Source organism: Citrobacter sp. KTE151, assembly GCF_000398845.1.
Taxonomy (GTDB): Bacteria; Pseudomonadota; Gammaproteobacteria; order Enterobacterales; family Enterobacteriaceae; genus Citrobacter; species Citrobacter braakii.
In genome coordinates this window covers 709955-723010 of sequence record NZ_KB976065.1, presented here as the reverse complement: position 1 = coordinate 723010, position 13056 = coordinate 709955, and the positions used below count along the sequence as shown (strand labels likewise).

At 53.1% G+C, this 13056-nt stretch carries 9 protein-coding genes; 4 read left to right on the top strand and 5 right to left on the bottom strand.

The features are described 5' to 3' along the window. Positions 1-10: 10 nt before the first annotated feature. Together WC7_RS05285 and WC7_RS05290 are read left to right on the top strand one after the other, a co-directional pair. A complete protein-coding gene (locus tag WC7_RS05285; protein WP_016154600.1) occupies positions 11-1594 on the top strand; it encodes an alpha-glucosidase in 1584 nt (527 codons plus the stop codon). Next, positions 1578-2636, top strand: coding sequence for a glycoside hydrolase family 130 protein (locus WC7_RS05290; protein ID WP_016154599.1), 1059 nt, complete (start codon positions 1578-1580; stop codon positions 2634-2636). Before WC7_RS05285 ends, WC7_RS05290 begins: the two co-directional genes overlap by 17 nt. 212 nt (positions 2637-2848) lie before the next feature. Here the strand turns inward: WC7_RS05290 and WC7_RS05295 are convergent, their stop codons facing one another. The 4 genes from WC7_RS05295 to ebgR all read right to left on the bottom strand — a co-directional run bounded on the left by WC7_RS05295 (position 2849) and on the right by ebgR (position 9077). Next, complete coding sequence (locus WC7_RS05295) at positions 2849-4282, bottom strand: amino acid permease (RefSeq protein ID WP_016154598.1); 1434 nt, start codon at positions 4280-4282, stop codon at positions 2849-2851. A 65-nt stretch (positions 4283-4347) separates the two neighbouring features. Further along, positions 4348-4797 (bottom strand): beta-galactosidase subunit beta, encoded by a 450-nt coding sequence (locus tag WC7_RS05300; RefSeq protein WP_016154597.1) that lies wholly within the window; start codon positions 4795-4797, stop codon positions 4348-4350. Then, entirely contained in the window at positions 4794-7886 is a 3093-nt protein-coding gene (ebgA, locus tag WC7_RS05305; RefSeq protein WP_016154596.1) for a beta-galactosidase subunit alpha, read from the bottom strand. The genes WC7_RS05300 and ebgA overlap by 4 nt, the downstream gene beginning before the upstream one ends. 207 nt (positions 7887-8093) lie before the next feature. After that, the gene (gene ebgR, locus WC7_RS05310) at positions 8094-9077 is read right to left on the bottom strand and encodes a transcriptional regulator EbgR (RefSeq protein WP_016154595.1); all 984 of its coding nucleotides are present in this window, start codon (positions 9075-9077) and stop codon (positions 8094-8096) included. 209 nt (positions 9078-9286) lie between these two features. On the opposite strand from ebgR, the gene WC7_RS05315 reads away from it, so the two are divergent. After that, entirely contained in the window at positions 9287-9619 is a 333-nt protein-coding gene (locus WC7_RS05315) for a tRNA-binding protein (RefSeq protein WP_016154594.1), read from the top strand. Between the two features lie 90 nt (positions 9620-9709). Here WC7_RS05315 and ygjG read toward each other — a convergent pair whose 3' ends face one another. Beyond that, positions 9710-11089, bottom strand: a complete 1380-nt coding sequence (gene ygjG / locus WC7_RS05320) for a putrescine aminotransferase (protein WP_196808011.1) — start codon at positions 11087-11089, stop codon at positions 9710-9712. A 430-nt stretch (positions 11090-11519) separates the two neighbouring features. Here ygjG and WC7_RS05325 point away from each other — a divergent pair, with 430 nt between their 5' ends. Continuing rightward, on the top strand, positions 11520-13040 hold the full coding sequence (locus WC7_RS05325) for a methyl-accepting chemotaxis protein (RefSeq protein WP_016154592.1): 1521 nt from the start codon (positions 11520-11522) through the stop codon (positions 13038-13040). Positions 13041-13056: the final 16 nt, after the last annotated feature.

Below are 13056 nucleotides of genomic sequence, written 5' to 3'. Positions count from 1 at the left end.
GAACGTGACGGTGAAAAAGCAACCGTGGTGGCAGGCGTGTACCTGCTATCAAATTTATCTGCCTTCGTTTTGCGACGGCAATAACGACGGGCTGGGCGATTTTCCGGGCCTGATTTCCCGGCTGGATTATTTGCAGGCGCTGGGCATCGGCGCGGTGTGGATCACGCCGTTTTATCCCTCTCCGCTGGTGGATAACGGCTACGATATCAGCGATTACTGCGCCGTTGACGCCCGTTTCGGCACTCTCGACGATTTTCGCCGGGTGGTTGACGGCTGTCACGCCAGAGGCATTCGGGTGATTATCGATCTGGTGGTCAATCACGTCTCCTCAGAACATCCCTGGTTTTGCGATGCGTGGAATAATCCGGGCAGCCGCTATCGTGATTATTTCCTTTTTCGCCGCCAGCCGAATAACTGGCGTTCTTTCTTTTCCGGCAGCGCGTGGACCGCTGAGCCAGACACCGGCGAGTTTTATTACCATAAATTCGCGCCCGGCCAGGTGGATCTCAACTGGGCCAACCCCGCGGTGGAACAGGAAATTTACCGGGTGGTGGATTTCTGGGTTACGCAGGGGGTGGACGGTTTTCGCTTTGACGTCATCAACTTTCTTATTACCGACGGCATTGGGCCTGATAACCCGGAAGAGAACGGCGAGCAGCGCCATGAATTTGACATCAATCAGCCGCGACTCCCTGAAACGCTGCAACGGCTGTGTGCCCATGTTCGGGCGCAGGGGGACTATTTCCTGATTGGCGAAATCGGCAGCGAAGACCCTGACGTGCTCAGCCGCTATCAAAGCCCGCAGCTGATGGACGTGGTGTTTAATTTCAATATCGGTAGCCAGAAAACCTTTGATGTTTCCCGTCTTTTCAGCCAGTTAAAAACCACGCTGGCTGCGCAGTCGGGTTTACCAACGCTGTTTTTCTCCAGCCATGATATGTCGCGGATGATCAGCCGCTTTGGCGAAAACGAGCGCGATACCGGGCGGGCGCTGGCGGTGCTGGCGCTCCAGCTAACGGTGGGCGGCGTGCCGTTTATCTTCCAGGGAGAAGAGCTGGGGGTGACCGACTACCGTCCGCAAACGGCAGAGCAGCTTTTTGATATTCAGGGAAAAACCCATTACCGCACCGCCCTTGCCGCAGGCAGCAGCCCACAGCAGGCGCTGGCGCTGGCTATTGAACATTCGCGGGATGGTTCGCGCGCGCCGCTGCCCTGGCGCGACGCCCCCTTTGGCGGATTTTCCTCCGTCGCACCGTGGATGCCCGTCGGCGGCGATATCGCCCTGATTAACGCGGAGCGCCAGCAGCAGGATGAGACATCGTTCTGGCATCAGTACCGACGGCTTATCGCCCTGCGCCGCCGCGTTGCGGCGCTGCATCAGGGACAGCAGGACTCGCTCGACCTCACTGACGAATGCGTCTGGTTTACCCGTTCGACGGCGGCGGAGCAGGTCTGGGTCGCCATCAACTTTGGTGCGCCCGTTCGCAATCCGTGGCAGGAGATTGAGGCTGAAGTGCTGTACGGAGAGGACGCGCAATGGATTGGCAAGAATCAATGTTTGATCAAAAGGAGAGTACATGGACAGGCACAGTAAAAACCCGTTGATTACCCCGGCGGACGTGACGCCTTCACTGCCCGGCAGGAAGGTCGATTGTGTTTTCAATGCTGGCGTAACGGAGTGTGACGGAGAGATCGTTTTGCTGCTGCGGGTGGCGGAAAGCGTGATCAATTCCGACCCGCAGCAGCGTGTCGTACCGCTGTTGGAAAAAACCGATGCGGGCTGGGTACAGGCCACCGCGAGTTTCGATCGTCGCGATGAACGCTATGATTTCAGCGATCCGCGGGTGATCGTGCTGAAAAGCGATCCGGCGCGGGTGTGGTTGACCTCCATGTCGCATCTGCGTCTGGCGCGCAGTCGCGATGGGGTGAACTTCCGGATTGACAGCCAGCCGTTTATCATCGCCGATACGCAATATGAAGAGTTCGGCTGCGAAGATGCGCGGATCACCCGCATCGATGATACCGCGTACATCAACTACTCGGCGGTGTCGTCGCTGGGGATTTCTACCGCGCTGGCGGTGACCAAAGATTTTGTCACGGTGGAGAAAAAAGGGTTGATCCTCTGCCCGGACAACCGCGACGTCTGCTTTTTCCCGGAAAAGATCGCCGGTAAATATCACGCCCTGACCCGTCCGGCCCCGTGTCACTTCGGTCATCCGGAAATCTGGATCTGCGAGTCGCCGGATATGCTGCACTGGGGCAACCATCGCCACCTGCTGGGACGGTCCGGCGATGCCTGGGACTGCCGTAAATCAGGCGGCGGCGCGCCGGTATTAAAAACCGATCGCGGCTGGCTGGAGATCTACCACGGTGTGGATGCCGATCAGCGCTACTGCCTCGGCGCGCTGCTGCTGGATCTCAACGATCCGACCCAAATTCTGGCGAAATCACCGGTGCCGTTGCTGGAGCCAGATGCGCCCTACGAGCGCGAAGGCTTCTTCGGCAACGTGGTGTTCACCTGTGGGGCGCTGATCCGCGATGAGACGCTGCACGTCTGGTATGGCGCCGCCGATGAGTGTGTGGCGCTGGCGACAATGCCGCTGGACAAACTGTGGCGGCATCTGGGGGTTAAATAAATGCCGCAGAGCGTTCTGGGTTGCTAAACCTCCTTCTGGCAAGGGGTATCGATTCACACGTTGCGGCCGCTGGTGGACGAATCTTTTCTGCAAATAATGAAAATACGCAACAGACTTGCAGGGCAATAAATGCCCTGCAAGTCTGTATATTTAATTTCACATTGTATTTCAGGTGAGCAAGAAAACAGACAGCTCTAATCGTTATTGATATTTTAATTAATATCTGACGCGGGAGCCGCCTCAATAGCTTTTTCTTCTTTGGTTAGCCCTTTGATGTATTTACTGTATTTCCACCAGGCAAAACCGAGGAAAATAACAATCCCCCCGACGTTATAGAAAATAATGGTCATGATGTTACCACCGGTCGGGAAGGTCGAGGCAATAAACCCGATGGTGAAAAGGACAATCAGCATCGATACCACAATAATGCCGGTTTTTTGCGAACCCATACGGAAGTCGCGCGGTAAGTGGTCCAGTTTTGCGCGCAGATTCAGGTAAGCCAGCATAATAAACAGCGGCGGCAGCATCGATGCGGCGGCTGTCATGTTGATGATGGTGTTCATTAAATCCTGCACGGTATTGGAGCCGAGCGTTGGGATAATCATCAGCGGGATAACAATCAGGAACTGAATCCAGGCTGCGCGGGCCGGAACGCCATTTTCATTCAGTTCGACGGTTTTTTTACCGAAAATACCCGCCGGAATTTCAGAGAAGAAAATTTTCACCGGCGTTGCGGTCCACATCAGCAGAGAGCCGAACATCGCGGTAAAGGAGACCAGGCCAACAAAGCGGTTAACGATCAGTTCCGGCAGGCCAAAGTATGCCGCCAGACCGTGGAATACCTGTACCGAACCACCGGTAAATTTCAGCTCTTTGCTGCTCACGAAGACGTTGATCAGTACCGAGGAGATGGAATAGAGCACGCCAATAAAAATCCCGGCAATAATAATAACCTTCACGAACGATTTGGACCCGCCCTTGACGTCGTTGACGTACACTGCCACCGACTCCGCACCGCCTGCCGCCATAAAGATCCAGGTGGTGATACCGAGGAAGGCCCAGTTAAAATTCGGGATCATTGCGTCTACGGTGATAGGGTCAGCAGGCTGTACGCCGCCAACCAGCGCAGTACCCGCCAGCAGGATGTAGGACAGGGTCAGCAGCAGCATCAATGTGGAGGTGACCGAAGTAATTGGTCCTAACATTTTTGCGCCGTTGGTCGAAACCCAGGTGGAGAAGGCAAACAGCACCATACTTAACACAGTGGTTGCGAACGGCGTCAGAATGTATTCGTAGCCTAAAAAAGCATATGAGGCGTAGGCGATAACACGGGGTAACAGCGAGGTAAAAAAGAACAGGTTAACGAACCAATAGGTGTAGGCGGTAATAAATGCCCAACGTCCGCCCAGCGAACTTTTCACCCATGCATAGACACCGGCTTCGGAGTTTTTATTCAGCGAAACAAATTCAGCGATGATTAAGCAGAACGGAATAAAGTAGAAGATCGTCGCGAGGAAAAACATCGGTGCGGATGCCAGACCCAGCTCAATATTATTGTTGATAACGTTATTAAAACTATAAACCGCGGCAAAGGTGAGTGAAAGTAAGCCGAACTTGCCGATGGTATTACGTTTGGTATCAGACATAGCACATCTCCGATTCCTGATTATTATAGGGTACTGGCGGCGCAACGTCGGCGCCGCCTGTGTTTTTATTTATTATGAAAATAACCATCTTCGATGGTGACTTTGAGTACGACTTTCTTCACTGCGTTATTACAAATAAAACGATAGGCTTCATGGTTGTCACAAATAACCATTTGTCCTTCGCGCACTTCTACAGTTTTTCCACAGCCTTTCAGATATTCGCGATCGGTTTCATCGCGATAATATTCAACCACCTGGAGATCCTCTTTGGCGGCATACTCTATTTTTTGCTGTCCTTGCAGGTAGTAATGGATCTCAAAATAACGACGATGACCGGTAAACAGCGCATCGGTTGCGGAGTCTGTCTCCACGCGATAGCTCAGGGAATCACCGATAGAGTGGGCGACGCCTGGTTGAATATTATCAATATTTTCAATCGCTTCGACGCAGCGCTGCCACTTCTTCCCGGATGCGTAAATTTGTTGGAACTGCGCTAAGTTGTCGATGATCCTCATTTTGTATTCTCGCTGTGCAAATTCGTGGAAAAGAACCCGGTACCAAAGACGCGGCTGGCGGCGGTTTGAGCGCTAGATTCGCTACCGGAAACCGGCAACAACGTGAAGCCGTAGCTGAACGAACGGAACCAGACGCGCCAGGAATCAAGCACCTCGCTTCCCCAGGAGTTGGAGCCTAAGCCCAGCACCTGGTGGTCCAGATTCAGGGTGATGTCATCGCTGCGCTGCAGCGCATTACAGTGCTGTGCGGCAAAGATATTTTCTGGCGTATAGCGCCAGGCGCTCAGGTTGACAGGGCGCTGCGGAACCACCAGCAGACCGTTGCCGTGGCGGTTGGTTAGCGTTGCCCAGCGCACGTCCTGACGATTGCCGTTGTTTTGCGGGAACGGATAGTTTTCGAACATCTCATCCACGCTGCTGCGCCAGATATCGATGATGTTGGCCTGCTGGCTATCGGCATAGTTTTCACCGGGACCACGTCCGTAATACGCCACCTGCCCCAAATCGCCGTTGATGCCCATCGTGAAGCCGATGCACGGAATAATGTCCCGGTACTCGCCGTAAGGCTGGCCGGAAAGCTCCACGTTCAACTGACCGTCTGCGGCAATCCGCCAGCGGTAGGTACAGCGCATACCGAAATCAAATACCGGCGGGGCGATAATCGTCTGGCTGGTTATCAACAGCGCGTCATCGGTTTGCTCAATGGCAAAATCGCGCAGATGTTCCTGCATAATCTGTAAATGATTTGGTTGCCAAAGGCCTTCGAACTCTTGTTTGTGGTTATCAATGGTTGGTTTGAAGAAATTAATCTTCGGCTCGCGGGTAATCAGCTCCTCACCGTTAACGGTCCAGCTAATGGGCTTACCGTTCAGTTTTGAGAAGGTCAGATGGAAGTTATAACCGCGTATGGTGCAGCTCTGGCGGCTGTCTTCCAGCGTCAGAGGAATAGCGTTTTTCAGGCTAAACGGTACGGCAGCCGCCGTTCTGGCCTTCAGCGGGAACTGATAAGTCGCGATGTGGTGCCCGGATTCGCTGTATAACGTGCGGGAATCTTTCGTCACGATGACGTTGAGGAACGCTTCGCGCGCATCCAGCTCCGGCAGTGTGCATTGCACGAGGGTATCGCTGTCAGGAGGGACGTCGCGCAGTTTTATCTGCTGAGCAGAAAGCGTATCTCCCTCGGCGCGAACCTCAATATGCAAGGTGTAGTCGTCAAGCGTGGTAAACCACAGTTTGTTTTCTACCCGTAGCTCGCCGCGAGCCAGATCCTGTGCGCGTACTTTTACTGGCGCAATCACCTGCTTGTACTCCTGCAGACCCGGCCCCGGGGTTTGATCGGAGTAAATCAGGCCATCAAGGCAGAAGTTGTAGTTGTTCGGATAGTCGCCGTAGTCGCCGCCATATTTGTACCAGACGTTGCCGTCGTCATCTTTGGCCTGAATCCCGTGATCGCACCACTCCCAGACATAGTGTCCCTGAATGCAATCATGCTGATAAAAGACGTTCTGATATTCCGTCAGCCCGCCGGGACCGTTGCCCATGGCGTGAGCATATTCGCAGATGATGCGCGGCTTAGGATGTGGATATTCGCCAAACTCATTCATCAGCGGCACACGGGTGTACATGGTGGAGATGATATCCACCACTTCGGCGTCACGATCTTCTTCGTAATGGATCAGACGCGTGTCATCCAGCGCTTTCGCGGCGTGATACATGGCGCGGATGTTACAGCCGTATCCGGATTCGTTGCCGAGCGACCAGATGACGATCGACGGGTGGTTTTTTTGTGCATGGATGTGGCGCACGATGCGCTCAACGTAGACGTTTTCCCACAGCGGATCGTCGGTTATCCGGCTGATATCGCCGATATTGGCGAAGCCGTGAGATTCAACGTCGGTTTCGGCCATCACGAACAGACCGTAGATATCGCACAATTCATAGAAGCGCGGATCGTTCGGGTAATGGGCGGTACGCACGGAGTTGATGTTGTGCTGCTTCATTAACAGCAGATCTTTTTCAACGCGATCCATGCCAACCGCACGGCCTTTAAGATGATCGTTATCGTGGCGGTTAACGCCATGCAGCATCACGTAGCGGTTATTGATGTAAAACAGGCCGTCGCGAACTTTGATATCGCGGAATCCGACCCGCTGTGGCACGACCTCAAGGAGATTGCCGTTGGCATCTTTCAGCGTCATCACCAGATGATAAAGATACGGCGATTCCGCTGACCACTGCTGCGGCGCGCTAACCTTGAAATTAAAAGCGGTGCGGGTGTGTTGATCCACTGCCAGATTGTTAATCACGCCGCTATGCAGCGCCTGCTCACCGTCAAACAAGGTGTATTCGAGCGACGCCATCGCTGGCGTGGCAGCCAGGTTTTCCAGCGCAATGTCGCAGGTGAGGGTGGCGTCGCGATAGTCATCATCGAACTCGGTGCGAACGGTAAAATCCTGAATATGGGTCGCCTGTTTGCCTACCAGATAGACGTCGCGGAAAATTCCCGCCGACCACCACATGTCCTGGTCTTCAACGTAAGTGGAATCAGCCCATTGCATTACGCGAACGCACAGCAGGTTGTCACCGGTCTTCACCACCGCGCTGATATCAAATTCAGCCGTCAGGCGGCTGCCTTTGCTGAAACCAACGTACTGACCATTCACGTAAACTTCGAAGTAGGTTTCTACGCCATCAAATTTAATCAGCGTTTGTTTGCCCTGCCAGCCTTCGCTGAGGGAGAAAATGCGCTGGTAGGCTCCGGTGGGGTTATTGGTCGGAACGTAGGGGACATCAATCGGGAAAGGAAAACCTTCGTCGGTATACTGCAGTTTGCCGTGTCCTTCCATCTGCCACATGCCTGGGACGGTGATGCTGCCCCAGTCATTCATAAACTGCGACGTAAAGATTTCCGGCACCTGCAGCGGATGCTCAAAGAACTGAAAATTCCACTGACCGCTTAGCAACTGAAAGAGGCTGCTGGTTTCGCGGGCAAACGAGCGAGCCTGCGCAACGGAGTCATAAGAGAAAAAATATGCGCGTGGCGCCAGTCGATTTTCGTGGGTGAGCTGAATGTTTTCCCAGCGATTCATAAGGCCTCCCGGTGGAGAAAAATCGGAACCATTCATTGTAATGGTGAGTAAGTGTAATTGATGGTGATTTTAGTAAAAGTTTTACTAAAATATAGCGAGTGAGGTGATTTACTTTAACTGGATCACGAAAATAATGGGGGCGCAGAAAATAATGCATGACAATGCGCGCCCGGCATCAGAAGAAACCGGGCGTGTTTACTGGGGATTTTAGCGGGTGGTGCCGCGCAGTTTCAGCTTGCTGGGAACAAAAACCAGCAGAGGAAGCGCACGCCCGTCGCGGGCTTTCTCAAACAGCAGGTTGACGCCCTGACTGCCCATCATTTCTGAATGGATGCGAACGGTGGAAAGCGGAGGAAAGGTGAAGCGCGCTGTCGGGATATCATTAACGCTAATCAGCGAAATGTCCTGCGGAATGTTCAGGCCACGCTCGTGAATGGCGCGCAGAACGCCAATAGCGATCGAGTCTGAAGCCACAAACAGGGCACCGGGATAGTCGGCTTTCGCCAGCATTTTTTTTGCCAGTTCATACCCTGATGAACTGGAGAAACCGCCGCGATAGATGTCCTGTTCAGAAACGACCTGCTGCAGACGACCGTATTCGACAAACGCGGCTTCACGGATATCTGCCTTGCCGGGTTCGTCTTCACCGCCGATGAAGCCAATGCGAGTGACGCCCTGGGCGATGAAGTAGTCGATGCTCTCTTTACTGATGCGGGCCAGATCGATATCGACGGCGTCATATTCGCTGCCGGGTTCATGGAAATCGATAAAGCAGATGTTGTCAGTAAGCGCTGTTGCCGCATTACGCAAAGTCGGAGAAGGCTTGCCGACAATAAGAATGCCGGTAATGTTTTTGCTCTCCGGCAGCCCACTGTGCTCATAGCAGTTGGTCAGTTCGATCCCCAGCTTCTCACACTGGGTTTCTATTCCGTGACGGATCGCGAGATAGTAAGGATCGTTGATTTCCAAATCCTGCTGGTAGCTGTAGAGCGCCAGAATATGCTGGGGGCCGAGCGCGCTGGTCTGGTTTTTACGAGCACTGCTGGTTTTGTACTCCAGTTTTTCCGCGATCTCCAGAATGCGATGCTTGGTCTCTTCTTTTACATTCAGCGTGGGGTCATCGTTTAAAACCCGGGACACTGTCGCCAGGGACACGCCAGCTTCGATTGCGATGTCTTTAAGTGTTGCCATGTTTGCCTTTTCCCTGAGTTACCTGCGCATTGTAAATGAAGTGCTTATCTATTCATCTGTTTTCAGTAAAAAAAGTACGTTTAATTGACATGCCTGGGGTAAAACGGGGCTTTCAGAGTGTGATGACTACGTCATTTTCCCGCTTTTGAGAACCATGCCAAGAAAATACTTTGCTAGTATTTAGTAAAATTTTACCAAAGGAGAACACAATGGATACCGTCGCATTTGCTGATTTTGCCCGAATGGAAATACGTGTTGGAAAAATCGTACAGGTAAAGCGCCATGACAATGCCGATAAGCTGTATATCGTGCAGGTGGATGTGGGAGAGCGTACGCTGCAAACCGTGACCAGCCTGGTGCCTTATTACAGCGAAGAGGAGCTGATGGGGAAAACGGTGGTGGTGCTGTGTAATCTGCAAAAGGCCAAAATGCGCGGGGAAACGTCAGAATGCATGTTGCTCTGCGCTGAGACGGACGATGGCAGCGAAAGCGTGCTGCTGACGCCAGAACGCCTTATGCCTGCGGGTGTGCGGATTGTTTAAGTTGTGCTAATTGCCGGATGGCCGCTACGCTTTTATCCGACCTACATTTGATCCCGTAAGCCTGAGATGCGCAGCGCCATCCGACCTGTATTACACCTGCTCCACGCTCACCCGTAATGCTGCCAGGGCTTTGCGCGTCGATCGCAATACCAGATCGCATTGCTCGATCGTTAACGTTAACGGCGGTTCGATACGGATCGTCTTTGCATTGTTTAGCGTGCCGGCAACCAGTACCCGCTGGCGGAACATCTCACTGGCAAAGTTGTAGCCGATTTCATTATCGACAAACTCAATTGCCATCAGCATGCCTTTACCGCGTACATCATGCACCAGGTCTGGGTACTCCCGCGCAAGCTGGCGGAAACCATCCAGCAACATATCGCCTTTCTGCTCCGCCTGAGCCGGTAAATTTTGCTCCAGCAGGACGTTAATGGTGGCTAACGCAGCCGCACAAGCGAGCGGGTTGCCGCCAAACGTGGTGGTATGCAAGAAGGGATTGTCGAACAGAACGGAAAACACCTCTTCAGTGGCAATAGTTGCGCCAATTGGCATCACGCCGCCGCCCAGCGCCTTGGCCAGACACATAATGTCGGGCTGCACGTTTTCGTGCTCGCAGGCGAACATTTTGCCGGTACGACCCATGCCGGTCTGTACTTCATCAAGGATCATCAGCGCGCCAAACTCATCGCAAAGTTTACGCACGGCGGGCAAATACCCTTGCGGTGGCAGGATCACGCCCCCTTCACCCTGGATAGGTTCGAGGATCACGGCTGCGACGTCGTCACCAGTCTTTTTACACTCGCTGAGCATGGTGCGCATCGCGTTAATATCGCCAAACGGTACATGGCGGAAACCTGGCAGCAGCGGCATAAAGGGTTTGCGGAAGGTTGATTTAGCCGTGGCGGACAGTGCTCCCAATGATTTGCCGTGGAATGCGCCGCTGGTGGCAATGAACGTAAATTTACCGCGCGGCGATTGATACGCTTTCGCCAGCTTCAGAGCGGCTTCAACCGACTCGGTCCCGCTGTTACAGAAAAAACTGTATTTCAGTTTACCTGGTGCCAGCGCGGCGAGGGTTTTTGCCAGCATGGCCCGCAGAGGGTCAAGTAGCTCCTGGCTGTGCAGAGGTTGTTTCGCGAGTTGACTCTGTACGGCGGAAACCACGACTGGATTACGGTGCCCCACGTTGAAAATTCCAAATCCACCCAGGCAATCGACGAACTCCTGCCCCTGGGTGTCGACAAGCGTATTCAGGCTTCCCGCTTGCCACTCTACGGCTCCGTAATCCCCGCCTGCAGTTACAGATTTTCGATACTCTAAGAACCCCGGATTGACATGCTCCTTGAAGTATTCAATCACCTCTCGGTTTAATGATTTCATTTCCTCATGATCAAGCGTGCGCTTTTCGATGAGATTCAGTGCGTGTGCGCTGCAGGCCAGGGCCGATGCGCTGGAAGGTAACCTGTTCAAAATATGCTCCCGGAGCTCGCGTATCACATGATACTGATTTAAGTATTGCAGTGATTGCGCCATTCCGGCGCGCTTAGCAAAAATCGGGATAAACACCAGGAAACATCTCATTCACGCAACATTTAATGCTGATGTTTAACATTTGCTGGCATTTTGTCCAGGTTAAGACCGCGAAAACAGATCGGAAAAGCACTTTTCTGCGCTAAAAGTGAGCAATGTTTGCACTGTGACGGTGCGTTGGTAGAAGTGCAGTTGAATAGTTACTGAATGAAAGTATTTTAAATCAATGGATTAGAATGCGTACAGATTTTGAGGTTTAATCGCAAATTGCGATCTAAATCAAATTTAACAACTAAAGATAAAAAAATTATCGCCGAAATAACATAAGCCGAAAGAGTTAACAACCAGATAACCTGCACAGGACGCAATCATGTCTTCTCATCCCTACGTTAGTCAGCAAAATACACCGCTGGATGATGATATCACCCTCATGTCGACCACCGATTTACAAAGCTATATCACCCACGCGAACGATACTTTTGTCCAGGTCAGTGGCTATCAACTGAATGAATTGCTCGATAAGCCGCACAATCTGGTTCGTCATCCGGATATGCCAAAAGCGGCGTTTGCGGATATGTGGTACACCCTGAAACAGGGCGAGCCATGGAGCGGGATTGTGAAAAACCGGCGTAAGAATGGCGATCACTACTGGGTAAGGGCCAATGCGGTGCCGATGGTACGGGAAGGTCGTGTCACCGGATATATGTCGATTCGTACCCGGGCCACTGACGAGGAGATTGCGGCGGTAGAGCCTTTATATAAAGCGCTGAATGAAGGGCGTTGCAACCGACGTATCCATAAAGGACTGGTGGTACGCAAAGGCTGGCTGGGTAAACTCCCGGCGCTGCCGATTCGCTGGCGAGTGCGCAGCGTAATGGCAATTATGTTTATCGTACTGGCGGCCGCATTACAGCAAATGGGCGCCGAATGGCCGTTACTGCTGATAAGCGCGCTGGTGATGATGTTGGGAACGGCTATTTTCGAATGGCAGATTGTGCGTCCTATTGAGAATGTCGCTCGTCAGGCGCTTAAAGTGGCGACCGGTGAACGAAACAGCGTGTCGCATCTTAACCGCAGTGATGAACTGGGCCTGATGCTGCGAGCGGTTGGGCAACTGGGGCTAATGTGCCGTTGGCTCATCCATGATGTCTCCAGTCAGGTGAGCTGTGTGCGCAGCGACAGCGAAACGCTGGCGAAAGGCAGCGATGATTTAAACAAGCATACGCAGCAGACCGTTGAGAACGTGCAGGAAACGGTGACCACCATGAATCAGATGGCGGCATCGGTGAAGCAAAACTCAGAGACCGCCGCCGCGGCCGACAAGCTCTCCATTGCAGCCAGCAGCGCGGCGACGCACGGCGGCGAGGCGATGGATACCGTCATCAAAACTATGGACGATATCGCCAACAGCACCCAGCGGATCGGCACCATTACCACGCTGATTAACGATATTGCTTTCCAGACTAATATTCTGGCCCTGAACGCCGCTGTTGAAGCCGCACGGGCGGGTGAGCAGGGGAAAGGGTTCGCCGTGGTGGCGGGAGAAGTGCGTCATCTTGCCAGCCGCAGCGCCAGTGCAGCCAATGATATCCGCAAGCTGATTGATGCCAGCGCCGATAAGGTGCAGTCCGGATCCGACCAGGTTCACGCCGCAGGGCGCACGATGGATGATATTGTGGCGCAGGTGCAAAACGTGACGCAGTTGATCGCCCAAATCAGTCACTCAACGCTGGAACAGTCAGATGGTCTTTCGAGCCTGACTCGCGCAGTGAATGAATTAAGCAACATTACGCAGAAAAACGCCGAACTGGTTGAAGAGAGCGCCCAGATTTCCGCGATGGTGAAACATCGCGCTGGTCGTCTGGAAGATGCGGTTACGGTGCTACATTAATATTAACGATAAAGGC

Excerpts from the sequence above, each read along its gene's own strand:
- WC7_RS05325 (WP_016154592.1), top strand. The coding sequence starts at position 11,520 with ATGTCTTCTCATCCCTACGTTAGTCAGCAAAATACACCGCTGGATGAT.
- ebgR (WP_016154595.1), bottom strand. The coding sequence starts at position 9,077 with ATGGCAACACTTAAAGACATCGCAATCGAAGCTGGCGTGTCCCTGGCG.
- WC7_RS05300 (WP_016154597.1), bottom strand. The coding sequence starts at position 4,797 with ATGAGGATCATCGACAACTTAGCGCAGTTCCAACAAATTTACGCATCC.
- WC7_RS05315 (WP_016154594.1), top strand. The coding sequence starts at position 9,287 with ATGGATACCGTCGCATTTGCTGATTTTGCCCGAATGGAAATACGTGTT.
- WC7_RS05290 (WP_016154599.1), top strand. The coding sequence starts at position 1,578 with ATGGACAGGCACAGTAAAAACCCGTTGATTACCCCGGCGGACGTGACG.
- WC7_RS05295 (WP_016154598.1), bottom strand. The coding sequence starts at position 4,282 with ATGTCTGATACCAAACGTAATACCATCGGCAAGTTCGGCTTACTTTCA.
- ebgA (WP_016154596.1), bottom strand. The coding sequence starts at position 7,886 with ATGAATCGCTGGGAAAACATTCAGCTCACCCACGAAAATCGACTGGCG.